This is a genomic window from Tenacibaculum tangerinum (assembly GCF_029853675.1).
GTDB lineage: Bacteria > Bacteroidota > Bacteroidia > Flavobacteriales > Flavobacteriaceae > Polaribacter > Polaribacter tangerinum_A.
Genome location: NZ_CP122539.1, coordinates 605,001 through 631,822, shown reverse-complemented (window position 1 = coordinate 631,822; position 26,822 = coordinate 605,001). Strand labels below are relative to the sequence as shown.

Below are 26,822 nucleotides of genomic sequence, written 5' to 3'. Positions count from 1 at the left end.
AAATTCCCGTTAAAAACGGGAATTTACATATATGTGTATGTGTTTGTTATGCTAAAACTTTGGCTACCATTTCTCCTATTTTAGCAGGAGAATCCACCACGTGAACTCCATTTTCTGCTAAAATTTTCATTTTTGCTTGTGCTGTATCATCAGCACCTCCAACGATAGCACCAGCGTGTCCCATTGTTCTACCAGCTGGGGCAGTTTGTCCTGCTATAAAACCAACCACTGGTTTACGGTTACCATCCGCTTTTATCCAACGCGCTGCTTCTGCTTCTAGATTCCCTCCAATTTCACCAATCATAACGATGGCTTCTGTTTCATCGTCATTCATTAATAGCTCAACTGCTTCTTTCGTAGTTGTTCCAATAATTGGGTCTCCACCAATACCAATAGCAGTAGTAATTCCGTATCCTTGTTTTACTACTTGATCGGCTGCTTCGTAGGTTAATGTTCCTGATTTAGAAACGATTCCTACTTTTCCTTTTTTAAAGATGAAGCCTGGCATGATTCCAACTTTTGCTTCTTCAGGAGTAATTACACCTGGACAGTTAGGACCTACTAAAGTACAATCCAACTGGTCGATATAGGCTTTTACTTTTACCATATCAGCCGTAGGAATTCCTTCCGTAATACAAATAATTACTTTAATTCCAGCTTCAGCAGCTTCCATAATAGCGTCAGCAGCAAATGCTGGTGGTACAAAAATAATAGAAGTATCAGCTCCTACTTTTTGAACAGCTTCATCAACGGTATTAAAAACGGGTTTTCCTAGATGCTCCTGGCCTCCTTTACCTGGTGTAACACCTCCAACTACGTTTGTTCCGTAATCGATCATTTGACCAGCGTGAAAAGTACCTTCACTCCCTGTAAAACCTTGAACTATAATTTTTGAATCTTTATTTACTAAAACACTCATTGGTTTGCTTTTTATTTTATTTTTTTGGCTTCACAAAAGTAACTTTTTGTAATTGATTTGTAAAACTTTTACTTCTTTTTTTGTTCTTTTAAAAATTGTTTTATTTCAGCGAGTTCTTTTAATTTTTCTCTAGACTCTGATATGGGTGTTCCGAAATATGATTTTCCGCCTGGTACAGATTTGGTAACTCCTGTTTGTCCTAATATTACCGCTCCTTTCCCTATGGTAATTCCGCTATTAGTACCAACCTGACCCCAAATAGTCACTTCGTCTTCAATAACAACACAGCCTGCAATTCCTGTTTGAGAGGCTATTAAGCATTTTTTTCCTATCACAGTATCGTGACCAACATGTACTTGGTTGTCTATTTTCGTACCGTTTCCAATCGTAGTGTCACCTGTTACTCCTCTATCAATAGTACATGAAGCACCTAAATCTACATTGTCTTCTAGTACTACTTTTCCTCCTGAAATCAATTTATCGAAACCTTCAGGACGATTTTTATAGTAAAAAGCGTCGGCACCTAAAACTGTATTTGCATGAATGGTTACATTGTTTCCTATAACGGTGTTGTTATAGATGGTTACATTGGGATGTATTACACAGTTTTTACCTACGGTAACATTCTCTCCTATAAAAACATTGGGTTGAACAATGGTTCCTTCACCTATAATTGCAGTATCTGCAATGGTCTTTTTAGAGGCTATAAACGGGTTGAAGTGTTTTGTAATCTTATTAAAATCTCTAAACGGATCGTCAGAAATTAATAATGATTTTCCTTCTGGGCAAGCTACTTTTTTATTGATTAATATGGTGGTCGCTGCTGAGTTTAATGCTTTGTCGTAGTATTTTGGATGGTCTACAAAAACAATGTCTCCTTTTTCTACGACATGAATTTCGTTGATTCCTGTAATAACAAAGTCTTTAGCTCCCACAAAATCAACGTTTAATAACGTTGCTATCTGCTCTAAAGTTTGAGGCTGTTTGAATTTCATCTTTTAAAAAGAAATTCCCGCCAAAGCGGGAATAGTATTTATTCTTTAATACGCTCTGAATATGCGCCTTTCTCTGTGTCTATTTTTATTTTATCTCCTTCGTTGATAAAAAGAGGAACATTTATTCTAGCTCCTGTTTCCACTGTAGCGGGTTTGGTAGCATTGGTTGCCGTATTGCCTTTTACCCCTGGTTCAGTATGAGTAACCTCTAAAATAACGTGTGATGGCATTTCTACGGATAGCGGCATTCCGTCTTCAGTATTGATAAGAACTGTAACTATTTCTCCTTCTTTCATTAAATCAGGAGCGTCTAACACTGATTTTTGAAGGGTTATTTGATTGTAATCTTCAGTATTCATAAAGTGATAGGTATCTCCTTCTGGATACAAGTATTGAAATTTATGCGTTTCTACACGAACGTCTTCAATTTTATGACCTGCTGAGAAAGTATTGTCGATTACTTTTCCTGAAGTAACACTTTTTAGTTTTGTACGTACAAAAGCAGGTCCTTTTCCTGGTTTTACATGTAAAAACTCTATGACTTTAAAAATGTCATGATTATATTTTATACACAATCCTTTCTTAATATCTGATGTTGTTGCCATTTATTTAATCTTTATTAATTGCTATTTTAAATGCAATTGTACTATTTAATTTGTTTTAAAATATCCTTTCATAATTCCGCGATGCGAATCTTTGATAAACTGAATAATTTCGTCTCTTTCTGAGGTGGCTTCCATTTCAGCTTCTATAATTGCAATCGCTTGTGAATTGTTATAATTCTTTTGGAATAAAATTCTGTATACATCTTGAATTTCCCTAATCTTTTCGGTTGTAAAGCCTCTTCTACGTAAGCCAACTGAATTGATTCCTACATACGACAAAGGCTCTCTTGCTGCCTTTACATAAGGGGGTACATCTTTTCGAACCAACGACCCTCCTGTTACAAATGCATGGCTACCCACAGCAGCAAATTGATGCACGGCTACCATACCTGCCAATACTACATTGTCGCCAATAGTAACATGACCTGCTAGGGTTGAGTTATTTGAAAAGATACAATTATCTCCCACTTTGCAATCGTGAGCAATGTGGCAATATGCCATAATTAAACAGTTGTCTCCTACTACAGTTTTCATTCTGTCTGAAGTACCTCTGTTAATCGTTACGCACTCTCGTATGGTAACATTATCTCCTATTTCTACAACGGTATCTTCATCTTCAAATTTTAAATCTTGAGGAATTGCTGAAATAACGGCTCCGGGAAAAATTCTACAGTTTTTTCCGATACGTGCGCCTTCCATAATGGTTACATTGGAACCTATCCAAGTACCTGATCCTATTTCTACATTTGCATGAATCGTTGTAAACGGTTCTATAACTACGTTACGGGCTATCTTTGCTTGCGGATGTACGTATGCAAGTGGTTGGTTCATAATTATTTTACTTTTGAAATTTGTGCCATTAGCTCTGCTTCTGCAACTAACTTTCCATTGGCATAGGCATAGGCTTGCATGTGACAAATACCTCTACGAATAGGTCCCATTAATTCTGCTTTAAAAATTAAGGTATCGCCTGGTAATACTTTTTGTTTGAATTTAACATTGTCCATTTTCATGAAATAGGTTAAATAATTTTCAGGATCTGGAACCGTGCTTAACACTAAAACTCCACCACACTGTGCCATAGCTTCTACTTGAAGAACCCCTGGCATTACTGGTGCTCCTGGAAAATGTCCTACGAAAAAGTTTTCATTCATCGTAACATTTTTCATTCCAACCACGTGTTTATCAGATAGTTCTATAATTCTATCAATTAATAAAAATGGTGGTCTGTGAGGTAAGATATCCATTATTTTATGGATATCCATCAGTGGTGCTTGGTTTAAATCATAGGTTGGAACATTGTTTCTTTTTTCCGTCTTAATGATTTTTGCCAATTTTTTTGCAAATGTGGTGTTAACCGCATGTCCTGGTTTATTAGCGATTACCTTACCTCTAATTCGAGTGCCTGTTAATGCTAAATCTCCTATAACGTCTAACAACTTATGTCGAGCTGCTTCATTTGCCCAATGCAGGGTTAAGTTATCTAATACGCCGTTAGGTTTTACCGTGATATTATCTTTGTTGAAAGCCTTTTTTAACTTTTCCATCGTACTATCAGACAACTCTTTGTCTACATAAACAATGGCATTGTTTAAATCGCCTCCTTTAATCAAATCGTTTTCCAACAACATTTCAATCTCGTGTAAAAAACTGAAGGTTCTTGCGGCAGAGATTTCATTTTTGAATTCAGAAATTGTATTTAAGGTAGCATTTTGAGTTCCTAAAATTTTAGTTCCGAAATCTACCATTGTGGTCACCTGATATTCTTCTGCTGGCATGAGAATAATTTCACTTCCTGATACTTCATCTTTGTATGAAATTATTTCTTTTACCACATATTCTTCTATCTCGGCTTCTTGCTCAACAATTCCAGCTTTTTCTAAGGCTTCAATAAAAAATTTAGAAGACCCATCCATAATTGGTGGTTCAGAGGCATTAATTTCTATCAATAAGTTGTCAATATCTAAACCGACTGCGGCAGCTAAAACGTGCTCAGATGTTTGAACTTGAACTCCATTCTTTTCAAGGTTAGTGCCTCTTTGTGTGTTTGTTACATAATCTGCTTTTGCCTCTATTATGGGCTCTCCTTGTAAATCTACTCGCTTAAAAGCAAATCCATGATTTTCAGGAGCTGGCTTAAAAACCATTGTAACTTCATTACCAGTATGTAAGCCTACACCTGATAATGTAATTTCATTTTGTATTGTTTTTTGTTTCTTACTCATTTTTTGTTTTTTGAGCATTCAACTCTTTTTCTATTTTATGTACTTTTGATGCTAGTCTTGGCAGGTTTTTAAAATGCACATACGATTTATTATAGTCTGTGTACCCAAATGCTGGAGTACCTTGTACTACTTCTTCGTCTTTTAAGCTTTTTCCTATTCCTGATTGTGCTTGGATTTTCACATTGTTTCCGATGGTTATATGTCCAACAATACCTACTTGCCCACCAATCATACAATTTTCTCCAATTTTTGTAGATCCTGCAATGCCTGTTTGAGAAGCGATTACGGTGTTTTTACCTATTTCAACATTATGAGCTATCTGAATTTGGTTGTCTAGCTTTACCCCTTTACGAATAATGGTAGACCCTAAGGTTGCTCTGTCGATGGTTGAATTAGAGCCTATATCGACATTATCTTCTATAATAACATTTCCTATCTGTGGTATGGCTTTGTACTCTCCGTTTTCATCTGGCGCAAATCCAAAACCGTCAGCTCCGATTACCGTTCCTGAATGAATTTTACAATTCTTACCTACAACGCTTTCAGAATATATTTTTACTCCAGCAAAAATAACCGTATTATCACCTATTGTTACATTGTCTCCAATGTAAGAATTCGGATAAATTTTAACGTTGTTTCCTAAAATTACATTTTCTCCAACATAGGCATACGCACCGATATACTCATTTTCTCCAATAGTAGCTGAGTTAGCTATAAAGTGAGGATTTTCTCTTCCTTGCTTATTGTTTTTAACTTGGTCGTAAAATTCTAGAAGTTTTGAAAATGATTTGTAGGCATCTTCAACCTTAATTAAGGTCGTTTGTATTTTCTTTTCAGGAACAAAACTTTTATTTACGATAGCTATTGAGGCTTGAGTCGTATATATATATGAGTTATACTTAGGATTCGACAGAAAGGTTAAAGAACCTTCCTTACCTTCTTCTATCTTAGAAAGTGTAGATACTTCAGCTTCTGGATTTCCATCAATCTCTCCTTCTAAAATATCGGCTATTTGTTTTGCTGTAAATTTCATTATTTGCAAAAGTAATTATTTTTGTTCAAATACTTCTTTGTTACGATTTGTTTCTAGTTATGCGATTACTTTATTTTCTTCGGATAACACAAATAATATTTCACAACAGGCTTTGTTAGCGCTTTGAGGTTTAACTGGTCTGATGCTTTTGCAATGTCTTTTAATTCCCCCTTTTTAGTATAAATTTTTATAGGTTTTTTTGTGTTGTATGCCTGATGTTCAATTTTATTAGAAAACACAAAATAATTAAGTTCTTGTTCACTCAAGTTCATGAGTTTTCTAAGTTTTGTTCTTCTCTTTTCGATATAGTCTTCGGTAAATGGTTTTTCTTGAACTTCTACTTTTAACAAGTTTCTATCTATAATTTTTGTTGCCAATGTTGCCAAAATAAAATCATCGTGGGTTTTCCATTCTTTTACGGCAGCTAATACATCGTAATCGTCTAATGTAGAAAACACCTGTAATGTTTTATCTGAAAAATTTTCTTTGGTTATTCGATTGTATAAGAAATACCTAAGCGCTGTACTTGAAGGAAGTTCTACTCCTTTTGTAGCTAATTCTTTGGCTCTTTTTAAAACACTTACCAAAAGGTTTTCGGCAACCAAACCTGTTTTGTGTAAATATACTTGCCAATACATTAAGCGACGTGCTATGATAAATTTTTCTACTGAATAGATACCTTTTTCTTCAATAACCAATTCATTATCTACCACGTTCATCATAGCTATCAATCGGTCGGATGATATATTCCCTTCTGCAACCCCAGTAAAAAAGCTGTCTCTTTTCAAATAATCTAGCCGATCGATATCTAACTGACTCGATATCAACTGGTATAAAAACTTCTTATGGTAGTTTCCTTCAAAAACTTGAATGGCTAAATCCAGCTTTCCATCAAACTCATCATTCAACGCTTTCATAAACTTTAATGAAATTTCTTCATGAGTAATTTCATTTACAATACTATGCTCTAGAGCATGTGAATACGCTCCATGCCCTATATCATGCAGTAAAATGGCTATGTACAAAGCATTTGCTTCTTCTTCTGAAATAGCCACATTCTTCATTCGTAAAACGCGTACTGCTTTTTGCATTAAGTGCATGCAGCCTATAGCGTGATGAAAACGTGTATGGTTTGCCCCTGGATATACTAAATTAGACAATCCCATTTGTGTAACTCTTCGCAATCTTTGAAAATACGGATGCTCGATAATATCAAAAATGAGAGAATTAGGTATGGAGATAAATCCGTATATGGGATCGTTAATTATCTTCAATTTGTTCGTTTTTGAGTAGTTCAAAATGTATAAATCCTTGAATTTTAAACAAAAAAATCATAATTTATCTACAAAACCAAATTAACAAGAAATTAATTAACGTATTTTTAGCTTTTAGCAAACAACAAAACTATTTTTAACCGTTATGTAAATAGCAATACGTTGAAAAATTATGATAAAAAACATACATATTCTTTGGGTAGATGATGAAATAGATTTATTGAAACCCCACATATTATTTCTAGAAAAAAAAGACTATCAAGTTACTACTTGTACCAACGGTAGAGATGCTATTGACTTGGTAGATGAAAATAATTTTGACATTGTTTTTTTAGATGAAAATATGCCGGGAATAACTGGCTTAGAAACGCTTGCCACTATTAAACAAAAAAATGCAAACCTTCCTGTCGTGATGATTACTAAAAGCGAAGAAGAGTATATTATGGAAGAGGCTATTGGTTCTAAAATTGCCGATTATTTAATTAAACCCGTCAATCCTAATCAGATATTACTGAGTTTAAAAAAGAATCTAGATCATTCTCGCTTAATTTCAGAAAAAACAACGTCAAGCTATCAACAGGAATTTCGAAAAATTTCGATGGACTTGGCCATGGTAAACTCTTATGAAGAGTGGGCTGAGCTTTATAAAAAACTGGTTCACTGGGAACTTGAGCTTGAAAATATTGACGATACAGGAGTCTTGGAAATTTTAGAGTCTCAAAAATCTGAAGCAAATTCTCAGTTTTTTAAGTTCGTTAAAAAAAACTATCAACATTGGTTAACAGGAGCTGATAAACCTACGTTTTCACATACCTTGTTTAAAGATTATATCGTTCCCAACCTCTCAAAAGAACAAGGTGTTTTATGGGTAATTATCGATAACCTTCGCTATGACCAATACCGAGTTTTAGAGCCCTTTATTAATAATTATTTTAAAAAGGAAGAAGAATACTCTTACTACAGTATTTTACCCACCGCAACTCAATATGCTCGTAATGCTATATTTTCTGGCTTAATGCCTTCTGAAATGGAGAAAAGATATCCAAACTATTGGAAAAATGACACTGATGAAGGTGGTAAAAACTTATTTGAAGCTGAATTTTTAAGTGAACAAATAAAACGTTTAGGATTAAATATTACTCATGAGTATTATAAGATTGTCTCTTTAAAAAACGGAAAAGATTTAGCCGACAATTACAACGGAACACGACAGAATAACCTTACTGCTGTCGTTTACAACTTTGTAGACATGATTTCTCACGCAAAAACAGAAATGGAAGTCATAAAAGAGCTTGCTGGTGACGACAAGGCATATCGTTCTTTAACCGTGAGTTGGTTTAAAAACTCACCTTTGTATGAGATTATTCAAAAGGCTCAAAAACTAGGTCAAAAATTAATTATTACCACAGACCATGGTACCATAAATTGCAAGCATCCTACCAAGGTAATTGGCGATAAAAACATTAGTGCTAACTTACGATATAAAACTGGAAGAAGTTTGAGCTACGAAGACAAAGACGTATATGTTGCTAAAAACCCAAAAGACATCTTTTTACCTTCTGTGGCTATTAACAGTCCTTTTATATTTACAAAAGAAGACTTGTTTTTTGCATACCCTAACAATTACAATCACTTTGTAAAGTATTATAAAAACACCTATCAACACGGTGGTATTTCGTTGGAAGAAATGGTAATTCCTTGTGCTATTTATAACCCAAAGTAACTTATTGGTTGCTTCAAAATTGTTTAAAAATGAAAAATAGTAAATACTTCCTGTTTTTATTTTTCTTTGCTTGCTTTGGTGTTATACATGCTCAAGAAAATAAACTTGCCACAGCTGCCTTAGAACTAACGAAAGAGAATGTTACTTACGACCCTAGTTACTTTTCTATATCGTATCCAAACGGAGATATTCCTAAAAGCAAAGGAGTTTGTACCGATGTAGTTATTCGTGCTTACCGTAAATTAGGGGTAGATTTACAACAAGAGGTGCATGAAGATATGAAAGCGAATTTTTCATTGTATCCTAACATATGGGGATTGAAAAGAACCGACACAAATATTGACCATAGAAGGGTACCCAACTTAATGACTTTTTTTAGTAGAAAAAAAGCTGCCAAAAAAATCACTTTAAATCCTTCTGATTATTTGCCTGGAGATATTGTTTGTTGGGGTTTGAACGGAGGTTTAACTCATATTGGAATTGTTTCTTCTAAAAAATCTTCAACAAATAATCAGCGATTTTTAATTGTTCACAACATTGGAAATGGTCAAGTTTTAGAAGACTGCTTATTTAATTTTAAAATTATTGGACATTACAGGTACAAGAACAAATAAATTATAGAATTTAATCATCTTCTTTGCTATTTTTGCTATCTATGAACAAAAACTATTCATTAAACGAATTAACAGCCATCGCCGAAGAAATTATTGCTGTTGCCCAACATAAAATATTGCTTTTTTATGGAGAAATGGGCGTTGGTAAAACAACTTTAATTAAAGAAATTTGTAATGTTTTAGGGGCAGAAGATATCGCCCACTCTCCTACTTTCTCTCTTGTAAATGAGTATAAAACAGACACAAACAACACGATTTATCATTTCGATTTTTACCGTATTGAAGACGAAGAAGAAGCGTATGATATGGGAATTGAAGACTATTTATACAGTAATCATTGGTGTTTGATTGAGTGGCCCGAAAATGTGAAAAATTTACTACCTTTAGACGTTGCTTCTATATCAATTAGCTTGTTAGAAGATGGGCAACGAAACATTTCAATTAAAAATTAACCAAAAAATTTAGATGGGGTCTATTTCACCTTTTACCAAAGAGCAGTTAATGCCGCAAACCGAAATGCTTGAAATTAAAAAGCAAAAAGGAGATTTATTTATAGGGTTGCCTAAAGAAACACATTTCGAAGAAAAACGAATTAGCTTATCTCCCGATGCCGTTGCCGCATTAGTAGCTCACGGACATAGAGTTGTGATTGAAACAGGGGCTGGAGAGGGTGCTAACTACAGTGATAAAGAATATTCTGATGCTGGTGCAAAAATATCATACGATGTAAAAGAAGCTTTTGCTTGTACTGTGGTACTTAAAGTAGAACCCCCTTCTTTAGAAGAAATTCAGATGCTGAATCCGCAAACAGTTTTAATTTCTGCACTACAATTAAAAACACAAAATAAGAAATATTTTGAGGCGTTGGCTAAAAAGCGAATCACGGCTATTGCTTTCGATTATATAAAAGATGACCATGGGGTGTTTCCGATAGTAAAATCATTGAGCGAAATTGCAGGAATTGCCTCTATGCATATCGCCGCCGAACTCATGACAGCTTCAAATGGAGGAAATGGCTTACTTTTAGGAAATGTCGGAGGTGTTCCTCCTACCGATGTGGTTATTTTAGGAGCAGGTACTGTGGGTGAATTTGCCGCTAAAACTGCTATTGGTTTGGGAGCTCGTGTAAAAGTATTTGATAATTCAATTACCAAACTTCGTAGTTTACAGGCGTGCGTACAAGCACCTATCTATACTTCTACCATACAACCTAAAACCTTGCATAAGGCTTTGATGCGTTGCGATGTGGCTATTGGTGCTATTAGAGGAAAAGACCGATCTCCTGTTGTAGTTACCGAAGAGATGGTAGAACAAATGAAAGATGGTGCAGTTATCGTTGACGTAAGTATTGATAGAGGTGGTTGTTTTGAAACTTCTAATGTTACCACACATAGCAAGCCTACTTTTTCAAATCACGGAGTGATTCATTATTGTGTGCCTAATATTCCCTCTAAATATTCTAGAACGGCTTCAGTGTCTATCAGTAATATATTTACTCCTTACTTACTACAAATTGCTGAAGAGGGAGGCTTCGAAAATGCTGCCCGTTTTGACAAAACTCTACGTAACGGAATGTATTTTTATCATGGAATTTTAACAAATAAAACCGTAGCTGACTGGTTTGACCTTCCTTACAGGGATATTAATTTATTAATTTTGTAATTCGATTTTACGTACTTTTGCGCTTCAATTTTTAAACTATGCAGTGGTTAAAACGAGTTGGTTATTATTTAGTAGGGTTGACTTTAGGGTGTCTCGTCGTACTTTTTATATGGAAGGGAAAAGATGTTTCTTTTGACTATGGAATGGACGCACGTACTTTAAAAACCATTAGGATAAAAAAACGTTTGTTCTCTGAAAATGCCCTAAAAGTACTCGCTAACTCCGAAATTGATACTGCTACGATTGCTGCAATTCTAGTTCATGGAGATGTTAATTTTGGTAAAAGCAAACCTCGATTAAAACCTTGTGCAGAATATTTTATTACAGGAAAAGACAGCTTAAAACACATTGATTTGTATGTGATTCGATGTGATTCAACTGCTACGGTTGATAAAATTTTTATTAAGTAATAACAAACAAATTGTATTGTAAAGAATTTGCATCTTCTCTTTCCTATAATAGGCACTTTCATAAAATAGAAATCCCTTGTTTTTACAGGGGATTTGTTGTACCTTATCTTCAAAACAAACCCCGAAAATCACCTAAAAAGGCAAAAAACGGGGTTTTCACATTACTTAATTATGAAAATACGAAGAATTTCTGAAATGCAACACCGTATTTCAATTTTTTCCCCTAAGCGAGAATTATGATGCTCATTATGCACGTTTTTTGGAGGGAGATTTAGGCAAAATCCATGCTGCTATTCCTTGGGATGATTTGGTAAATACTTTTGGTATCCATGAACAATCAACAGGGCGAAACTATCTTTTTAGTCCTAAAGGGAGGCTTGGTTTAATGTTTTTGAAGCATTACGCTAATTGTTCAGATAAGAAATTAATAGAGCAATTAAATTCCAATCTTGATTATCAATTTTTTTGTGATGTTGAACTAGGATTTGAACGTTTGACCAATAAAATAGTAAGTCAAATACGTTGTGAATTATCAGAGAAATTAGAGATTAGTTCAGTTGAGAAAGTTCTTTTTTCTTTTTGGAAAGGTCAAATAGAGAGCGCCAATCAAATAGTTATGGATGCAACTTGTTATGAGAGTGAACTATCTTATCCTAGCATTCAAAAATTACTTTGGCAGTCTGTGCATTGGCTTTATAAACAACTACAAAAAACCTGCTCAGTGTTAGGAGTTAAAATGATTCGAAGTAAGTATTTGAAATGGAAGAAACGTTATCAAGGGTTTAGTAAAATGCGAAGAAAAACCAAATCAAAACGAATCTCATTAACTAGAGCATTATTAAAATTACTATTGAAGTTTATCAATTTTGAAAAAGAACTACAAATCCATTCTAAACTAGAGTTTACCCCACAATATTATAAGAGAATAGCTACAATTCAAAAGATTTACGAGCAACAAAAGCATCACTTTGATACAGGAGAGAAAATAAAGGATAGAATTGTGAGTATTCATAAGGATTATATTCGTCCTATTGTCAGGGGAAAAGAAGTAAAACCTGTTGAATTTGGAGCAAAAGTGAACAAAGTTCAAATAGACGGGATTAGTTTTATAGAACACATCAATTTTAATGCTTTTCACGAGGGAAATCGTTTTATACAAACGGTTCAAAAAGTGCAAGGATTAACTCGAAAGAAAGTAAAAATAGCTGGAGCAGATAAAATTTATGCCACCAATAAAAACAGAAAATACTGTAGTTCTAAAGCTATACAAACAGACTTTATTCCTAAGGGGAAAAAATCTAAAAACCACAAAGAAAAACAGAAACTTAGAGCTATTATTTCCAAAGAAAGAGCTACAAGATTAGAAGGGTCTTTTGGTAAGGATAAAGAACATTATCATTTAAAAAAGATAAAGGCTAAAACTAAAAAAAATGAGATTCTTTGGATTTTCTTTGGAATACACACAGGGAACGCACTTGAAATTGGTCGTAGAAAAGCGAGAGAAATAGACAAAAAAACAGCCTAATTTTAAAGCCCAAAAATAAGGTTAATGAGAGAGGTATGTCTTGTCGGATCTTTTTCCTAAAATTTTACCTTGAAGAAACTCAAAAAAGCCACTAAAATCAAAAATCGAGATTAAAATTGTAAAATTCGAATACCGATTTTTCTTAAATCTCAGAAAACAATCTGTTTTCTGAAAGTGCCATAATAATGGTAGCTTCAACAGGTGTAATATATGGTTCGCCTTGAATATTACCCGAGCATTTATAAAGTAGGTTTTACTCAGAATTTTATAGTCAAAACTTACGCACCAAGGTCATGGTTAAAAAATGTGCTTATGTTATTTTTTTAGTTTGTATACCAATAATTCTTCATCGTCATTTGGTATTTTTGTCGTCCCCGAATAACTAAGTCCGAGTTTTTCTAGAAGTTTTTGAGAAGCAACATTGTTTTTTGTAGTAATGGCGTTTATTGTTTCTATTCCAAACTCGTTTAATGCCGCCTCTTTTATTCTACTCGAAGCCTCGAAAGCATATCCTTTTTTCTCGTACTCAGGCAAAAAAGCAAATCCGATATCAATTCCTTCCAATCCTTCCCTATCATACAAACCACAAGTACCTATTTTATGATGGTTTTCTTTTCTTAGTAATGTATAATTACCATATCCAAGCCTTTCAAGCTGTGGAATCATTTTTTGTTTAATGTACGCTTTTGCATCTTCTAGCGTTTTTACATTTCTATCGCCAATAAATTCAATCCATTTAGGGGTGTTTAAAAGCTCAAGGATAAATGCAGCGTCTTCCTCTGTGGTTGGTCTTAAAAATAAGCGTTCTGTTTCGAAGGTTTTATAGTTCAAATTTTGGATTTTTTAAAACCTAATTAATTATTGTAAAGTTTAAGAAATTTGCTCTTCTATAGAAATCATCCAATTCACTCCATACTTATCTCGTAACATTCCAAATTTACCTCCCCAAAAAGCTTCTTCAAGTGGCATCATAACGCTTCCCTCATTAGAAAGTCCGTTAAAAATTGCTACTGCTGCTGCTTCGTCTTCAGTATTTATGCTAACCGCAAAGTTATTCCCTTTGGTTAATGTTTCATTTTCGTCTAAGAAATCAGAACCCATGATAGAAAAACTTCCTGCTTCTACAGTACAATGCATTGTTAATTCCATTGCTTCATCAGGAATGTTTTTGTAAACCTCTTCAGGAGCATCTTTAAATTGCATTAACATTGTCATCTCTCCTCCTAAAACATCTGCATAAAAAGCCATTGCTTCTTTGCAATCTCCGTTAAAGTGTAAATACGTACTTCCTTGCATATTCTATTTTTTCTAGTTGGCTACTTCACTGGTAAATTTAATGCGCATTAAGCGTAACTCATCATCGTCATAATCTCCATCAAACTCATCTAAAGCTTCTTGAATTTTATCTGTTTCCGCTTCCATAAAATACTCATGGATTTCTTCTTGCTGGTCTTCATCAAGCAAGTCATCTACTGCATAATCGATGTTTAGCTTCGTTCCAGAAAATACAATCGCTTCCATTTCTTTTATCAATTCAGACATTTCTAAACCTTTAGACTTTGCTATATCTTCTAGAGGTAGTTTTCTATCGGTATTTTGAATAATATATAGTTTTAGTCCTGAATTTACTCCAGTACTTTTCACAATTAAATCATCTGGACGCATGATATCGTTATCTTCTACGTATTTTGAAATAAGTGCTACAAAATCTTTTCCATACTTTCTCGCCTTTCCTTCTCCAACCCCGTGAACTTTAGCTAGTTCATCTAATGTAATTGGATATTTAAGCGCCATGTCGTCTAAAGATGGATCTTGAAAAACTGCAAATGGGGGTACTCCTAAACGTTTTCCAACAGTTTTTCTAAGGTCTTTCAACATTTTTACCAATGCATCGTCTACGCCTCCTCCTGCTGACTTTTCGTTGGTTATAATCGTACCGTCATCTGCTGTTTCATATACATGATTCTCTGTCATCATAAATGATGATGGATCATTTATAAACTCTTTTCCTGCTTTGGTAAGCTTTAAAACTCCGTATTGTTCTATTTCCTTTTGTATCAAATCAGCCACCAATACTTGTCGGATCAAAGCCATCCAATAATGGTTGTCTTTTGCTTTACCTATACCGAAAAAAGGTTGTTCGGTTGTTCTATGAGATTTTAATAAGGCATTTTCTTTACCAATAAGCGTGTTTACAATTTCTTTTGGTTTATACATTTCGCTTGTATCTCTAATTACAGAGAGCAAGGTTACCACTTCATCTTTGGCTTCGTGCTTTTTCTTTGGATTACGCATGTTATCATCCATATTAGCCCCTTCACCATGTACTTCATCAAACTCTTCTCCAAAATAATGCAGTAAATATTTTCTCCTATTCATTGAAGTTTCTGCATACCCCACAACTTCTTGCAACAGTGCATGCCCTACTTCTTGTTCGGCTACTGGCTTATTCGCCATGAATTTTTCAAGCTTTTCAATATCTTTATACGAATAGAATGTTAAACAGTAACCTTCTCCCCCATCACGACCAGCTCTACCTGTTTCTTGATAATAACTCTCTAAACTTTTTGGAATATCGTGGTGTATTACAAAACGAACATCTGGTTTGTCTATTCCCATACCAAAGGCAATGGTAGCTACCACCACTTCACAATCTTCCATCAAGAACATATCTTGATGCTTTACACGTGTTTTGGCATCTAAACCTGCGTGATAAGGAACTGCATTGATACCGTTAACTTGTAAAATTTGTGCTATTTCTTCTACTTTTTTACGGCTTAAACAATAAATTATTCCTGATTTACCTGGTCGTTGTTTTATAAAACGAATAATGTCTTTTTCTACGTCCTTTGTTTTAGGGCGTACTTCATAAAACAAATTGGGTCTGTTGAACGATGCTTTAAAAACATTGGCATCGGTCATTCCGAGAGTTTTTAAAATATCTTCTTGTACTTTCTCGGTCGCAGTTGCAGTTAAACCAATGATAGGTACGTTATCAATTTCCTTGATAATATTTTTCAGATTTCGGTACTCGGGTCTAAAGTCATGCCCCCATTCAGAAATACAATGTGCTTCATCAATCGCTACAAACGATATTTTTTGCTTTCTTAGAAATTCAGCATATTCTTCTTTAATTAAAGATTCAGGAGCTACATATAGCAATTTTGTAATTCCTGCTTCAATATCTGATTTCACTTGTGCTATCTCTGACTTGTTCAACGAAGAGTTTAATACATGGGCTATTCCTTGATTTTCAGAAATCCCTCTGATGGCATCTACCTGATTTTTCATCAGAGCTATGAGTGGCGATACTACAATAGCTGTGCCTTCTTTCATTAAGGCAGGGAGCTGATAGCATAGCGATTTACCCCCACCAGTTGGCATGATAACAAATGTATTTTTATTATTCAATACACTATTCACTACATCTTCTTGTAGTCCTTTAAACTGGTTAAATCCGAAGATTTTTTTTAATGATCCATATAAATCCGTCTGCTCTCTATTCATCTTCTAATATCAAAAATTAAAAACGAAAACTAATTTACAAAAATTAATAACAACAATTAAAGGTAAACTTTCTTTTTAATAAAAAAGATTTTATTCTCAATTATTGCTACTTTTACAATTTAAAATTTATTAAAAACTTTTTTAACTTGAAAGACGCAAATGCTATTCTCTCAACCGCAAAAGAAACTATTCTTTTAGAAAGTAATGCTATTGCTAATTTAGCAAATTTATTAGATAGCTCGTTTACAAATGCTGTTAATTTTATATTGAACTCTAAAGGACGTGTTATTGTAACTGGTATTGGAAAAAGTGCGAACATTGCTACGAAGATAGTAGCAACATTAAATTCTACAGGTACTCCAGCAGTTTTTATGCATGCTGCTGATGCTATTCATGGCGATTTAGGTAATGTACAACAAGACGATGTTGTAATTTGTATTTCTAAAAGTGGTAATACTCCAGAAATAAAAGTACTGGTTCCTCTCATTAAAAATTCTAAGAATAAAATTATAGCCATTACTGGTAACCCTGATTCTTTCTTAGGAAAAAACGCCGATTTTTTACTGAATTCTTATGTTGAAAAAGAAGCCTGTCCCAACAATTTAGCACCTACTACGAGTACCACTGCTCAATTGGTGTTAGGAGATGCTCTTGCTATTTGTTTGTTAGAATTAAGAGGCTTTACTAGTAGTGATTTTGCAAAATACCATCCAGGAGGTGCATTAGGCAAACGTTTGTATTTAAGAGTTTCTGATTTGATTAAAAATAACGAATTACCAAAGGTTAAAAGTACAGACAAAGTTACTCAGGTAATTGTTGAAATTTCTGAAAAACGCTTAGGAGTTACCGCCGTTGTTGATACTGCTGATAAAATTACAGGAATCATTACCGACGGAGACATTCGTAGAATGTTAAGTAAAACAACTAAAATTGATGAGCTTACAGCGGCTGACATTATGAGTACCACACCAAAAACAATCGATGTCGATGCTATGGCTGTGGAAGCTTTAGACGCTTTAGAAAACAATAACATTACGCAAATTTTAGTTACCAATTCAAACAACAATTATGTAGGCGTAGTACATTTACACGATTTAATAAAAGAAGGAATATTTTAAGATGGCAGAAAAAGAAATGTCTTTTTTAGACCATCTTGAAGAACTAAGATGGCATCTAGTAAGAAGTTTTACGGCAATTTTTGTTATTGCAATCGTAATTTTTTTTAACATTAACTTTGTTTTTAATGAGGTACTCTTGGCTCACTTAAAGCCTGATTTCGCTACCTATCAATTTTTTTGTAAAGTATTTACTTCTATTGGAATAGATAGTAGCTTTTGTGCTATTAAATTCAAACAAACATTACAAGCTTTAAATCCTACACAGCAATTAATGACGGGTATTTGGTCTTCTTTAATTTTAGGGTTTGTAGTTGCTTTTCCATATATTTTATGGGAGTTTTGGCGATTTATAGCGCCAGGATTGCACGAAAGCGAAAGGAAAAAATCAAGAGGATTTATTTTTACTTCTTCTCTCCTTTTCTTTTTAGGTATTTTATTTAGCTATTATGTTATTCTACCCATGTCTGTATATTTCTTTTACAATTTTGAAATATCAGACGCCATAGAAAATAACTTTAAGCTAGAGGCTTATATTAGTCTTATAACCAATACATTACTAGGTGTTGCTGTATTTTTTGAGCTTCCTGTAGTCATCTTCTTCCTCACGAAAATAGGATTGATTACTCCAGAATTTTTACGAAAATACCGTAAACATGCATTTGTGGTAGTACTGATATTGTCTGCAATTATTACCCCACCAGACGTAGCCAGTCAGGTAATTGTTTCGGTACCCATTATGATTTTATATGAAATGAGTATTTATGTTTCAAAATTTGTTATAAAACAACAACAAAAGAATGTCACAAAAAGTCCAAGAGTTTAACGACTATCGTGCTAAAATGAACGACAAGATTTTAGCATCTAACAATAAAATTATCAAACGTATTTTTAACCTAGATACCAATGCCTACGCAGAAGGTCATTTACCTGTTAAAACAAAAGAATTACTAGGCCTAGTAGCCTCTGCAGTACTGCGCTGCGATGATTGCATTGCTTATCATTTAAAAACAGCTTACGAAAACGGAGTTACCAAAGAAGAAATGATGGAAACTATGAGTATTGCCACATTGGTTGGCGGAACTATCGTAATTCCTCATTTACGAAGAGCTGTAGCCTTTTGGGAAGCTTTAGAAGACGAAGCTTAATTTTATCACCTAATCATTTAAGAAGATTTTAAGAAACAGTTTTGTTACTTTTATACCTTAAACAACTCCATTTTTCAACAATAATAAATGAAATTAAGAGCAAATAACATACAAAAAATATACGGTAACAGAAAGGTCGTAAAAGGAATTTCTTTAGAAGTTGAACAAGGAGAAATTATTGGACTACTGGGTCCTAACGGAGCTGGTAAAACCACTTCTTTTTATATGATTGTAGGGATGATAAAGCCTAACAATGGTCATATTTTTTTAGACGATGAAGAAATTACTACCGATGCGATGTACAAACGTTCTCAAAAAGGAATTGGTTATTTGGCGCAAGAGGCATCTGTTTTTAGAAAATTATCTGTTGAAGATAATATTATGTCGGTTCTTGAATTTACTGATAGAACTAAAGCTGAAAGAAAAGAACGCTTGGAAGAGTTAATTGATGAATTCAGTTTAGGGCACGTACGTAAAAACCGTGGTGATTTATTGTCTGGTGGAGAACGTCGTAGAACAGAAATTGCTCGTTGTTTGGCTTCTGACCCTAAATTTATTTTATTAGACGAGCCTTTTGCAGGTGTAGACCCCATTGCAGTAGAAGACATTCAGGGTATCGTTGCGCAATTAAAAAATAAAAATATCGGCATTTTAATTACCGACCACGATGTACAGGCTACACTTGCCATTACAGATAGAACCTACTTAATGTACAATGGAGGTATTTTAAAAGAAGGAACTCCTGAAGAACTTGCCGAAGACGAAACGGTTCGTAGAGTGTATCTTGGTAAAGATTTCGAATTGAAGAAAAAGAATTTTGAAAATAATTTAACGATTACTCAAAATCATTTTATCATAGAATCTGCTAAAGAAAATAATGTCTTCTCCTCTTTTTCAGAAGTTTATCATAATCATAATTTAAAGCAAGGTTTCAAGCTCTACAGAAAGAAAGGAAATACTAATTCTTTTCTTGTCATACCTCTAGATAATACTACTTTTGTTCAATTTTGTAATATGTGTATAGATATTAAAGGTATTGATGTAAAAGGTAATATGAAAGTTTCTGACCATAGTTATAAAAGAATAGCTAATTACAACGATTGGTGTAATTTTGAAATAGATTCTGATAAAGTTATCTTAACAAACAGAAATAATGAAAACTGGAATATTTATAAAGACGGAGAGTATTCAAAAAACAATGTTGTAAACAAGTCTTTCGTAGAAGACAAAATATCTTTAGATAACTATCACTTTATTATGGATATTTATGATCCTGAAAAAGACGTATAAAGTAAAAGGCATGGTGCCAAAAATAACCCTTTTTAGTCTAAACTGCATTTATTATTTACGTTATCTAAACGTAAAATCTACTGTCTAATTTTATCTAGTAATTCGCTGAGTTGAATGGATTCTTCTTCCGTAAGGTTCTGAATAAAATCTAAATCTAAATTAGCATTTATTTCTTCTAATAATTCTTTTCCTTGCTGCGTTATATTTATATAGACGACTCTTCTATCGTGCTCACATCTTTCACGATCAATTAAATTTTTCTCGTATAATTTATCCATCAACCTCGTGGCATTAGGAGCTCGTTCGATCATTCTATCTTTTATCGTTTGAACTTTAATCGCTTTATTAGCTCCTTTTAGAATGCGAAGAATATTAAATTGCTGCGCTGAAATACTATATTGCTTGAAAAACTCGTTTTCTTTACTATTGATCCAATTAGCAGTGTACTTTATGTTGATAAATGCTTTGATTTTATTGTTTGGAAACTTTGAGTTAATGTCTTTTGAAATATCTCCCATTGTTTTGGCTGTCAACTATTCGTATTTTTCTGCCCTAAATTAAAAGGTTAGCCTCTTAACTTTAAGTCTTGCATTAATTTGTTAAAAGTATCTGACGATGGCGTTAAATACACTTCATCGTCAACAAATAGCGTAGGATATTTAATTTGCCCCTCGTAAAGTTCTTTGGTATGTTCTTTTGCTTGGTCATCTACAGAAACATCTTTGTATTCAAATGGAACTTCCGCAGATTTTAGAAAATTTTTATATGCAACAGTATGCGCATGTCCTTTTCTACCGTATAATACTATCTTCATTTTGGCCTCTTTATTTTGGGTACAAAAATACAAAACATACATTTATTTACCAAGGAAAATAAATTCTTTGCAAATATTAAAAAGGAAGCTTGTTTACATCAAAACGTCTGAATATTCAGGCGTTGCATCAATAACCGATTTTACAAAAGGACATAGTGGTACAATTTTTATATTCTTATTTCTTGCAAAATTAATTGAGGCTTCTACTAACTCCTCTCCTATTCCTTTTCCTCTTAAACTTGGTGCTACTTCGGTATGGTCTATAATTATTTTGTCATCTTCTGCCCAAGTGTAGGTCATCATTGCTACTTTTTTATTCTCTTTCTCAACAAAGAATTCCCCTTTTTTTCCGTTATCTTCTTGTTTAACCTGCATAAATATTTATCCTTTAAAATTTATTTCCTTGTGTGTACCGTCGCAATACGGTTTATTCTCTGAAGCTCCGCACCTACAAAAAGCAGTTGAGTTATTCTTGGTTTCTGTTTTACCATTTGAAAGAGAAACTTCCAAACTTCCGTGAACTAATAAGGGGCCATCTTCTAAAACTTCTACTTTCATTTTTGCAGTATTTGAACCTTGATTTTCTTTATTCTTTGAAGCACACGATAATGCTCCTGAGGGGCATTTGGCTACTTGTTCTTGTATTCTTTTTGAAGAGGCACCATCCATATTTACCCACGGTCTATTTTGTGGATTGAAAACTTGTATCAAGCCTTTCCAACATTTTTTTGAATGAATACAACTATTTGGCTTCCAAACAACCGTGATATCATCATTGCTATATCTTTTTACAACTTCCTTCGCTTCTGACATAATTTTTGATTTTTTGTTTAAACTGATTTTTGGAAAATTGTAACTGCTTCTTTTATTTTTTGATTAAACTCCTCATTTACAATTCTTCCGTCTTTAAAGTTATCATAAAATTTTGGTAAAGAAAAATCTGTAATGATATTTCCTCCCATATAAGGAAATCCATTTTTAGCTATTTCCATTACTGAAGCTCCTCCTCTACCTCCTGGAGAGGTTGATAATAACAACATAGGTTTGTTGTGCCATAATTTTTGTTCTATGCGCGACATCCAGTCATATATATTCTTAAAAGCCACCGTAAAATTTCCATTATGCTCTGCTAACGAAACAATAACTCCATCAGCCTCTTTAATTTTATCTAAAAATTTCACTGCATTTGCTGGTATACCCTCTTTCATTTCTTTATCGATTCCATAAATTGGTAATGGAAAATCATTTAAGTCTAATATGATAATCTCTACATTATCTACTAAGCTGGAAGCGTATATCGCAAGCTTTTTATTGATTGATTTTTGACTATTACTACCTGCAAAAGCGATTATTTTCTTCATTTATATGGTTATTTTTGATTCTATTTCTGTGGCTTCTTTTACCATTTTGGCGACTGGACATTTTCCTGCTATTTCTAACAGTTTAGCACGCTGCTCTTCTGTAACTTCTTTTTCAAATGAAATTTCTTCTACTAATGATTTTTTAATTCCCTGAGGTGTTAATTGTTCCTTTTGACTCATATTGACCGTGATTTTACCCAAGTTCCAACCCTTTCGTTGTGCATACATACGTAAGGTAATGGAAACACAACCACCTATGGCTGTAAGCAAGTACTCTACTGGAGTAGGTCCATTGTCATCTCCTCCAAAGTCTAAAGGCTCATCGATAACGGCAAAATGATTTCTCATCTTTGCCTCTGCTAAATAATTTTTTTGGGTTAGCGTAACTGTTGCTGTTGTATTATTGCTCATTGTATTTTTTTACTATAAATGTATGAAACAATTAGCAATACCAGTGCAATTATAGCTCCTACTTGTTGTTCATCTCCAATCATGTAATGCGCAAAAAAAGCAAGGATGAATGCAAAAAAGAACCCTGCATACGCCCATTCGTTTAAAAACGTACCTCTAAAAAACCAAAGCGCAACTACTCCTAATAGTTTTGCTATTGCATACGGATAAATTATATAAGTTGGATACCCAAACGTTGTAAACATTTTAGCGACTTCTGCATAGTTAAAAAAATACATTCCTGCCGAAAAAAGTAATAATACCGTTAATAGTCCTGTGGTTACATAAAAAATAATTTTGTCTCTTTTCATTTTACTTGTTATTAAACTGCCCCAATGCAAGCATGCTGGGTATTCAAAAAAATTATTTAAGAATTTCGAGGCAAACTACGAGGATTAAACCCTTGCTATCACCTTACGTTTAAAATTCTTTTGCGAAAGTACAAAAAAATATTAAATATATTCCTTGGAAAATATTTTCTAGGTAATTATTATATTAAACTAATTATTTTCAAATTCTCTGGAAAAATATTTTTACCGACATCAGCACTTATGTTTAAAATAGAAGCATTAAAGGACTTAAAAGAAATATTAAGACCTCAGATTGAAAAAAAATATTGAAACAAGCAACCTGTGCTGTTCACAAAAAGAACCGTTATCTAGAAAGAAAACACGTTTGATAAAAGAAAGAAGTTTTATGTATCAAGGAAAAAAGTTTATAAACAATGTTATTGCTATTTGAAAAAAGGTTCAACTCTAAAAAGTCAAACCCTCGATAAATAAGTTTTTCACACTTTACAGGATAGTACATTCCTATTTCATTCAAATAAGTCCGAAATCTTTGGTAATGGCAATGAGCTGTGTAGGGTTGTTTGCATTGAAATTTTCTTTCAATAACTTCAAGCGTTTTTCTACTGAACTGATGCTACTGGGTTTTATATGGTTTTCTTTCAGTATTTCGCTAATTTCTTTTTGATCTAATCCCTCTGCCAACTGTTTGAGTAAAAATATATCGTAGTCTGTTACTTCAAAACTTACCTTATCTCGTAAGGCATGTGCCAATTGGGGTGTGATAAAAAAGTTACCATTATAAACAGCCTGTACTGCCTTTTTTAACTCTTCTTGCCCATGATTCGATTTCCATACGTAGGCATTTACTTCCAATTCGTTGCACAACTGCTGTACTCGATAGGGTTTCTCTTCAATAGAAAATACAATGGTTTTTAAAGAGGGCTGTAGTTTTTTTGCTTCGGATATCAGTTCTTCTCCAGAGCTAAGTCGCTGCTTATGCATGCCTTCTTTAAATGATAAATCACTCACTAACAAATCGAACGGTTTGTTATCTAACCATGCTTTTTTTAGCTTTAAAAAAGCTTCATCGCAATATTGTGCATAGGCAACTTCAGCTATTTGCATATCTCTAAGGGCTACTTCAATACCACTTGAGGTGTAATCGGCATCTTCGGCAATTAATACTTTTTGAAACATAACTACTTTTTAAATTGAAACTTTGCTTGAAATCCTTTTTCTAGCGCTGATTCAAAAGTAACAAACCCTCCTACTGATTTTATACGGGTTTCCATATTTTGAAATCCGTTTTTCATGACTAGGTTTTCAACCCCCTTCCCATTATCTTGATACACCACTGATATTGTATCTTTTAGTACTGAAAAAGTAATGAGTACCAAGCTTGCTTTACTATGTTTTTTTGTATTAACCAGTAGCTCCTGTAAAACTCTGTACAAAACGATTTGTTTTTCTTTAGACAATTCGTTTAGATTTGCTTCTGATACCCCTTTGTGAATTACTTTACAGGTATCGTTGGTAAAATCTAAAAACAAGTATCTTAAAAAGCTTTCAAACTGTTCTCCCGTATGTACAGGACTATTCTCATGCGATATATCTCTTATTTGCGCATATATTTTCTGTATTCTGGTAAGCAACTTCGTATCTGTAGTAGGATTGTTTTGCAATATACTCATCACTGCATACACATCGTTTGCCGTTTCATCGTGTATCTTTTTCGCCAAGCGAGTTTCTGTCTTATACACTTCAATAATTTTTTCTTTTTTGGTTTGTCCTCTTCTATAAAAGAAATACACGACCGACCCTAATACCACAACAACAACGACAAAAATCCATACTTGCTTTTGGGATTTTTGTTGTTCTAAACTAAGGTTCAATTCTGCAAGATCAGCTTTAACTTCTAATTTTTGTTTTCGTTCTTCTTGAAAATTATAAACGTACGCTATAAATTGAATCTTTGAATTTTCTCTAGCTTTTTGTATACTATCACTTAAATTAATTCTTTCTAGGAATAAAGCTTCTTTTTTGATTTCATTCTTTTCCAATTTAATTATTTTATCTAAAGCTTCTATTCTATCATCTGGTTTATCTAACTTAAGTGCTAATTCATACATTCTATTTGCATTATTAATAGCTTTATTAGTTTTTTTATTACTATAATAATAATCTGATAGATAATTGTAATTCGCTATTAAAGCTACATTATCGTTTAATTCTTTTTTAAGTTTTTGAGCTAAGTAAAAGTCTTGAGTATTAATTTTCAAACCTGCTCTAAACTTTGCGTAAGCATTATTATCAATTATTTTTGCTTTTAAATCCAAAGGAATACTATCAAAATATTTATTTGACTTAATTTTTTCATATAAACTTAATGATTGCTTATAATCTCTTAATTCTCTGTAGTTAATCGAAATATTATTATAATATCTAATCTTATTTACACTATCTCGAGTTGACTTTATAGCTTTTTCATACCAATCATTAGAGTACTCATATTTTCTTTGCTCATAATTATTAATACCCAAACAATTATAAATTGACGGTAGTAAATAAGAATTTATTGGTTTTAAGTATTCAAGGGCTTTTATACATGTTTCATCACTTTTATAGTATAATTCTTTTTCTGATTCGATTTTGGCTATACTAAATAATTTCTCGCCGACTTTAAGACTATCTCCTTCTCTTAAATAATGTTCTTTAGACTTGACAAAATATTTATATGCTTCATTTATTTTATTTAGCTTTTTATAATTAATTCCTAGCCTGTAGAATACCATACCTAATTGTTCATTAGATATATTTTTTTGATTTTTCAAAAATTCATTTATATAAAAAATTGAACTATCTGGCTTTTCTAATTTATTATAACAATATGCTATATTTCTTATAATATTAAAATCATCTAAATTTCCTTTTTTAGATAAATAGTAACTTAACCTTTCTCTATAGGTAAATTGCTTTACAATATCCTCTTCCTTAACGTCTTCCTCATTCTTAACGGTTTTTTTATTACATGATAATAAAGCTATAATAATTATGTAAGTGAGAATTAAAGTTTTATCTTTTTTCATAGGTCTAATTTATAAATAAAAAAGGAGCAACTTATAATTGCTCCTTCATTTTATTAAACTAATTTAATTTCCGTTAACTACCTCCATTATTTGGATCTTCTTCTGGATCTGGGTCTTGGTCAGTTTCTCCACCCGTATCATTACTGGTAGTAGTACTCGTATCATTTGTCGTTGTTTCCGTAGAGGTAGACTCAGGTACTACGGTGGTTGAGTTTGAATTTATGGTGTATAATCCACTAGTCACTAAAAGTGTAATCATTATTAAAATCTTGTCCATTGTTATTTCTTTTAAAATTTTGAGCATTAGAATTCCTTTCCAAGCGTTGGTGCTCAGTTTCGTTTTGCTTGAAAAGCCTAAAAATTTTAAAAGAGTCGCGCGCCTCTTTCGCGGGAAGTGAAGATAAGTATCGGTGTCGTTTCGTAGCTTCCCTTCTAAGAAATTCTACCGATAGTACATCTTGTAATTAAAACCAATCGATGTGTTTGTTTTTGCTTTCTCGATTAATTCTGATACAAACATAGCACTGATTCTAAGAGACATTATGGAAAATGATTAGAAAAAGTATGGAAAAGATTTTCTCGTTTTACGGGTTTCCTTTTCCATACTTTTTCCAAGCTTTTTAACTTTGAAAAAACCAATCAACTATCATGGAAAGTGACTTAAAAACTTCATTAAAAGACATCGAATTTATTTTTTGCTTTAGAAATTTTTTTATGTGTATTTACACTAAGAAAGAAAAAAAGATCCTTTAAAAAGGTTGTTTACTGAATTATTA

The 26,822-nt window shown here is 33.2% G+C and carries 29 protein-coding genes and 1 pseudogene; 10 read left to right on the top strand and 20 right to left on the bottom strand.

Going from position 1 to position 26,822, the window contains the following annotated elements; all coding sequences use genetic code 11:
• Window positions 1-46: 46 nt before the first annotated feature.
• From sucD to P8625_RS02610, 7 genes are all read right to left on the bottom strand, one after another.
• Window positions 47-919 (bottom strand): succinate--CoA ligase subunit alpha, encoded by an 873-nt coding sequence (sucD, locus tag P8625_RS02640; protein ID WP_279651952.1) that lies wholly within the window; start codon window positions 917-919, stop codon window positions 47-49.
• A gap of 68 nt (window positions 920-987) precedes the next feature.
• On the bottom strand, window positions 988-1,914 hold the full coding sequence (locus tag P8625_RS02635; protein ID WP_279651951.1) for a UDP-3-O-(3-hydroxymyristoyl)glucosamine N-acyltransferase: 927 nt from the start codon (window positions 1,912-1,914) through the stop codon (window positions 988-990).
• A 38-nt stretch (window positions 1,915-1,952) separates the two neighbouring features.
• Window positions 1,953-2,519 carry an elongation factor P gene (gene efp / locus P8625_RS02630; RefSeq protein ID WP_279651950.1) on the bottom strand — a complete coding sequence of 189 codons (567 nt, stop codon included), beginning with the start codon at window positions 2,517-2,519 and terminating at the stop codon, window positions 1,953-1,955.
• Between the two features lie 45 nt (window positions 2,520-2,564).
• Window positions 2,565-3,350 carry an acyl-ACP--UDP-N-acetylglucosamine O-acyltransferase gene (lpxA, locus tag P8625_RS02625; protein WP_279651949.1) on the bottom strand — a complete coding sequence of 262 codons (786 nt, stop codon included), beginning with the start codon at window positions 3,348-3,350 and terminating at the stop codon, window positions 2,565-2,567.
• 2 nt (window positions 3,351-3,352) lie between these two features.
• On the bottom strand, window positions 3,353-4,744 hold the full coding sequence (locus P8625_RS02620; protein ID WP_279651948.1) for a bifunctional UDP-3-O-[3-hydroxymyristoyl] N-acetylglucosamine deacetylase/3-hydroxyacyl-ACP dehydratase: 1,392 nt from the start codon (window positions 4,742-4,744) through the stop codon (window positions 3,353-3,355).
• On the bottom strand, window positions 4,737-5,777 hold the full coding sequence (gene lpxD / locus P8625_RS02615; protein ID WP_279651947.1) for a UDP-3-O-(3-hydroxymyristoyl)glucosamine N-acyltransferase: 1,041 nt from the start codon (window positions 5,775-5,777) through the stop codon (window positions 4,737-4,739). The genes P8625_RS02620 and lpxD overlap by 8 nt, the downstream gene beginning before the upstream one ends.
• 65 nt (window positions 5,778-5,842) lie before the next feature.
• On the bottom strand, window positions 5,843-7,051 hold the full coding sequence (locus P8625_RS02610; RefSeq protein ID WP_279651946.1) for an HD domain-containing protein: 1,209 nt from the start codon (window positions 7,049-7,051) through the stop codon (window positions 5,843-5,845).
• Between the two features lie 172 nt (window positions 7,052-7,223).
• Between P8625_RS02610 and porX the strand changes: the two genes are divergently transcribed.
• The 6 genes from porX (at window position 7,224) to P8625_RS02580 (ending at window position 12,985) form a co-directional block, all read left to right on the top strand.
• Window positions 7,224-8,774 carry a T9SS response regulator signal transducer PorX gene (gene porX / locus P8625_RS02605; protein WP_279651945.1) on the top strand — a complete coding sequence of 517 codons (1,551 nt, stop codon included), beginning with the start codon at window positions 7,224-7,226 and terminating at the stop codon, window positions 8,772-8,774.
• Window positions 8,775-8,803: 29 nt separating this feature from the next.
• Window positions 8,804-9,388, top strand: a complete 585-nt coding sequence (locus tag P8625_RS02600; RefSeq protein WP_279651944.1) for a DUF1287 domain-containing protein — start codon at window positions 8,804-8,806, stop codon at window positions 9,386-9,388.
• Window positions 9,389-9,429: 41 nt separating this feature from the next.
• Entirely contained in the window at window positions 9,430-9,840 is a 411-nt protein-coding gene (tsaE, locus tag P8625_RS02595) for a tRNA (adenosine(37)-N6)-threonylcarbamoyltransferase complex ATPase subunit type 1 TsaE (RefSeq protein ID WP_279651943.1), read from the top strand.
• A gap of 13 nt (window positions 9,841-9,853) precedes the next feature.
• Entirely contained in the window at window positions 9,854-11,050 is a 1,197-nt protein-coding gene (locus tag P8625_RS02590) for an alanine dehydrogenase (RefSeq protein ID WP_279651942.1), read from the top strand.
• 38 nt (window positions 11,051-11,088) lie between these two features.
• Window positions 11,089-11,460 (top strand): DUF4258 domain-containing protein, encoded by a 372-nt coding sequence (locus P8625_RS02585; RefSeq protein WP_279651941.1) that lies wholly within the window; start codon window positions 11,089-11,091, stop codon window positions 11,458-11,460.
• A 259-nt stretch (window positions 11,461-11,719) separates the two neighbouring features.
• On the top strand, window positions 11,720-12,985 hold the full coding sequence (locus tag P8625_RS02580) for a transposase (RefSeq protein ID WP_279651173.1): 1,266 nt from the start codon (window positions 11,720-11,722) through the stop codon (window positions 12,983-12,985).
• Between the two features lie 315 nt (window positions 12,986-13,300).
• Here P8625_RS02580 and P8625_RS02575 read toward each other — a convergent pair whose 3' ends face one another.
• From P8625_RS02575 to P8625_RS02565, 3 genes are read right to left on the bottom strand one after another with little or no spacing between them, the layout of a single operon-like run.
• Window positions 13,301-13,816 (bottom strand): GNAT family N-acetyltransferase, encoded by a 516-nt coding sequence (locus P8625_RS02575; protein WP_279651940.1) that lies wholly within the window; start codon window positions 13,814-13,816, stop codon window positions 13,301-13,303.
• 39 nt (window positions 13,817-13,855) lie between these two features.
• On the bottom strand, window positions 13,856-14,281 hold the full coding sequence (locus tag P8625_RS02570) for a VOC family protein (protein WP_279651939.1): 426 nt from the start codon (window positions 14,279-14,281) through the stop codon (window positions 13,856-13,858).
• Between the two features lie 12 nt (window positions 14,282-14,293).
• Window positions 14,294-16,492 carry a RecQ family ATP-dependent DNA helicase gene (locus P8625_RS02565; RefSeq protein ID WP_279651938.1) on the bottom strand — a complete coding sequence of 733 codons (2,199 nt, stop codon included), beginning with the start codon at window positions 16,490-16,492 and terminating at the stop codon, window positions 14,294-14,296.
• A 146-nt stretch (window positions 16,493-16,638) separates the two neighbouring features.
• Here P8625_RS02565 and P8625_RS02560 point away from each other — a divergent pair, with 146 nt between their 5' ends.
• The 4 genes and pseudogenes from P8625_RS02560 to lptB form a co-directional block, all read left to right on the top strand.
• Window positions 16,639-17,610, top strand: coding sequence for a KpsF/GutQ family sugar-phosphate isomerase (locus tag P8625_RS02560; RefSeq protein ID WP_279651937.1), 972 nt, complete (start codon window positions 16,639-16,641; stop codon window positions 17,608-17,610).
• A gap of 1 nt (window position 17,611) precedes the next feature.
• Complete coding sequence (gene tatC / locus P8625_RS02555) at window positions 17,612-18,433, top strand: twin-arginine translocase subunit TatC (protein ID WP_279651936.1); 822 nt, start codon at window positions 17,612-17,614, stop codon at window positions 18,431-18,433.
• Entirely contained in the window at window positions 18,408-18,755 is a 348-nt protein-coding gene (locus tag P8625_RS02550; protein WP_279651935.1) for a carboxymuconolactone decarboxylase family protein, read from the top strand. The genes tatC and P8625_RS02550 overlap by 26 nt, the downstream gene beginning before the upstream one ends.
• Before the next feature lie 87 nt (window positions 18,756-18,842).
• Window positions 18,843-19,568: pseudogene (gene lptB, locus P8625_RS02545) on the top strand (LPS export ABC transporter ATP-binding protein); the annotation flags it as partial.
• A 554-nt stretch (window positions 19,569-20,122) separates the two neighbouring features.
• Here the strand turns inward: lptB and P8625_RS02540 are convergent.
• The 10 genes from P8625_RS02540 to P8625_RS02495 form a co-directional block, all read right to left on the bottom strand.
• The gene (locus P8625_RS02540) at window positions 20,123-20,563 is read right to left on the bottom strand and encodes a MarR family winged helix-turn-helix transcriptional regulator (RefSeq protein WP_279651934.1); all 441 of its coding nucleotides are present in this window, start codon (window positions 20,561-20,563) and stop codon (window positions 20,123-20,125) included.
• Window positions 20,564-20,610: 47 nt separating this feature from the next.
• Window positions 20,611-20,859 carry a glutaredoxin family protein gene (locus P8625_RS02535; RefSeq protein ID WP_279651933.1) on the bottom strand — a complete coding sequence of 83 codons (249 nt, stop codon included), beginning with the start codon at window positions 20,857-20,859 and terminating at the stop codon, window positions 20,611-20,613.
• A gap of 93 nt (window positions 20,860-20,952) precedes the next feature.
• Complete coding sequence (locus P8625_RS02530; RefSeq protein WP_279651932.1) at window positions 20,953-21,234, bottom strand: GNAT family N-acetyltransferase; 282 nt, start codon at window positions 21,232-21,234, stop codon at window positions 20,953-20,955.
• A gap of 6 nt (window positions 21,235-21,240) precedes the next feature.
• Window positions 21,241-21,672 carry a (4Fe-4S)-binding protein gene (locus P8625_RS02525; RefSeq protein ID WP_279651931.1) on the bottom strand — a complete coding sequence of 144 codons (432 nt, stop codon included), beginning with the start codon at window positions 21,670-21,672 and terminating at the stop codon, window positions 21,241-21,243.
• Window positions 21,673-21,689: 17 nt separating this feature from the next.
• Window positions 21,690-22,220: an NADPH-dependent FMN reductase gene (locus P8625_RS02520; RefSeq protein ID WP_279651930.1), complete on the bottom strand. Its 531-nt coding sequence runs from the start codon at window positions 22,218-22,220 to the stop codon at window positions 21,690-21,692.
• Window positions 22,221-22,631 carry an OsmC family protein gene (locus tag P8625_RS02515; protein WP_279651929.1) on the bottom strand — a complete coding sequence of 137 codons (411 nt, stop codon included), beginning with the start codon at window positions 22,629-22,631 and terminating at the stop codon, window positions 22,221-22,223.
• Window positions 22,628-22,981 (bottom strand): DoxX family protein, encoded by a 354-nt coding sequence (locus tag P8625_RS02510; protein ID WP_279651928.1) that lies wholly within the window; start codon window positions 22,979-22,981, stop codon window positions 22,628-22,630. Before P8625_RS02510 ends, P8625_RS02515 begins: the two co-directional genes overlap by 4 nt.
• 510 nt (window positions 22,982-23,491) lie before the next feature.
• The gene (locus P8625_RS02505; protein WP_279651927.1) at window positions 23,492-24,157 is read right to left on the bottom strand and encodes a DNA-binding response regulator; all 666 of its coding nucleotides are present in this window, start codon (window positions 24,155-24,157) and stop codon (window positions 23,492-23,494) included.
• Between the two features lie 2 nt (window positions 24,158-24,159).
• Window positions 24,160-26,046, bottom strand: a complete 1,887-nt coding sequence (locus P8625_RS02500; RefSeq protein WP_279651926.1) for a tetratricopeptide repeat-containing sensor histidine kinase — start codon at window positions 26,044-26,046, stop codon at window positions 24,160-24,162.
• Between the two features lie 73 nt (window positions 26,047-26,119).
• Window positions 26,120-26,323 (bottom strand): hypothetical protein, encoded by a 204-nt coding sequence (locus tag P8625_RS02495; protein ID WP_279651925.1) that lies wholly within the window; start codon window positions 26,321-26,323, stop codon window positions 26,120-26,122.
• Window positions 26,324-26,822 lie beyond the last annotated feature (499 nt).

Bases quoted from the DNA above. Each gene is read 5' to 3' on its own strand.
- sucD (WP_279651952.1), bottom strand. From the start codon at position 919: ATGAGTGTTTTAGTAAATAAAGATTCAAAAATTATAGTTCAAGGTTTT.
- P8625_RS02635 (WP_279651951.1), bottom strand. From the start codon at position 1,914: ATGAAATTCAAACAGCCTCAAACTTTAGAGCAGATAGCAACGTTATTA.
- efp (WP_279651950.1), bottom strand. From the start codon at position 2,519: ATGGCAACAACATCAGATATTAAGAAAGGATTGTGTATAAAATATAAT.
- lpxA (WP_279651949.1), bottom strand. From the start codon at position 3,350: ATGAACCAACCACTTGCATACGTACATCCGCAAGCAAAGATAGCCCGT.
- P8625_RS02620 (WP_279651948.1), bottom strand. From the start codon at position 4,744: ATGAGTAAGAAACAAAAAACAATACAAAATGAAATTACATTATCAGGT.
- lpxD (WP_279651947.1), bottom strand. From the start codon at position 5,777: ATGAAATTTACAGCAAAACAAATAGCCGATATTTTAGAAGGAGAGATT.
- porX (WP_279651945.1), top strand. From the start codon at position 7,224: ATGATAAAAAACATACATATTCTTTGGGTAGATGATGAAATAGATTTA.
- P8625_RS02600 (WP_279651944.1), top strand. From the start codon at position 8,804: ATGAAAAATAGTAAATACTTCCTGTTTTTATTTTTCTTTGCTTGCTTT.
- tsaE (WP_279651943.1), top strand. From the start codon at position 9,430: ATGAACAAAAACTATTCATTAAACGAATTAACAGCCATCGCCGAAGAA.
- P8625_RS02590 (WP_279651942.1), top strand. From the start codon at position 9,854: ATGGGGTCTATTTCACCTTTTACCAAAGAGCAGTTAATGCCGCAAACC.
- P8625_RS02585 (WP_279651941.1), top strand. From the start codon at position 11,089: ATGCAGTGGTTAAAACGAGTTGGTTATTATTTAGTAGGGTTGACTTTA.
- P8625_RS02570 (WP_279651939.1), bottom strand. From the start codon at position 14,281: ATGCAAGGAAGTACGTATTTACACTTTAACGGAGATTGCAAAGAAGCA.
- P8625_RS02565 (WP_279651938.1), bottom strand. From the start codon at position 16,492: ATGAATAGAGAGCAGACGGATTTATATGGATCATTAAAAAAAATCTTC.
- tatC (WP_279651936.1), top strand. From the start codon at position 17,612: ATGGCAGAAAAAGAAATGTCTTTTTTAGACCATCTTGAAGAACTAAGA.
- P8625_RS02550 (WP_279651935.1), top strand. From the start codon at position 18,408: ATGTCACAAAAAGTCCAAGAGTTTAACGACTATCGTGCTAAAATGAAC.
- P8625_RS02540 (WP_279651934.1), bottom strand. From the start codon at position 20,563: ATGGGAGATATTTCAAAAGACATTAACTCAAAGTTTCCAAACAATAAA.
- P8625_RS02535 (WP_279651933.1), bottom strand. From the start codon at position 20,859: ATGAAGATAGTATTATACGGTAGAAAAGGACATGCGCATACTGTTGCA.
- P8625_RS02530 (WP_279651932.1), bottom strand. From the start codon at position 21,234: ATGCAGGTTAAACAAGAAGATAACGGAAAAAAAGGGGAATTCTTTGTT.
- P8625_RS02525 (WP_279651931.1), bottom strand. From the start codon at position 21,672: ATGTCAGAAGCGAAGGAAGTTGTAAAAAGATATAGCAATGATGATATC.
- P8625_RS02520 (WP_279651930.1), bottom strand. From the start codon at position 22,220: ATGAAGAAAATAATCGCTTTTGCAGGTAGTAATAGTCAAAAATCAATC.
- P8625_RS02515 (WP_279651929.1), bottom strand. From the start codon at position 22,631: ATGAGCAATAATACAACAGCAACAGTTACGCTAACCCAAAAAAATTAT.
- P8625_RS02510 (WP_279651928.1), bottom strand. From the start codon at position 22,981: ATGAAAAGAGACAAAATTATTTTTTATGTAACCACAGGACTATTAACG.
- P8625_RS02505 (WP_279651927.1), bottom strand. From the start codon at position 24,157: ATGTTTCAAAAAGTATTAATTGCCGAAGATGCCGATTACACCTCAAGT.
- P8625_RS02500 (WP_279651926.1), bottom strand. From the start codon at position 26,046: ATGAAAAAAGATAAAACTTTAATTCTCACTTACATAATTATTATAGCT.
- P8625_RS02495 (WP_279651925.1), bottom strand. From the start codon at position 26,323: ATGGACAAGATTTTAATAATGATTACACTTTTAGTGACTAGTGGATTA.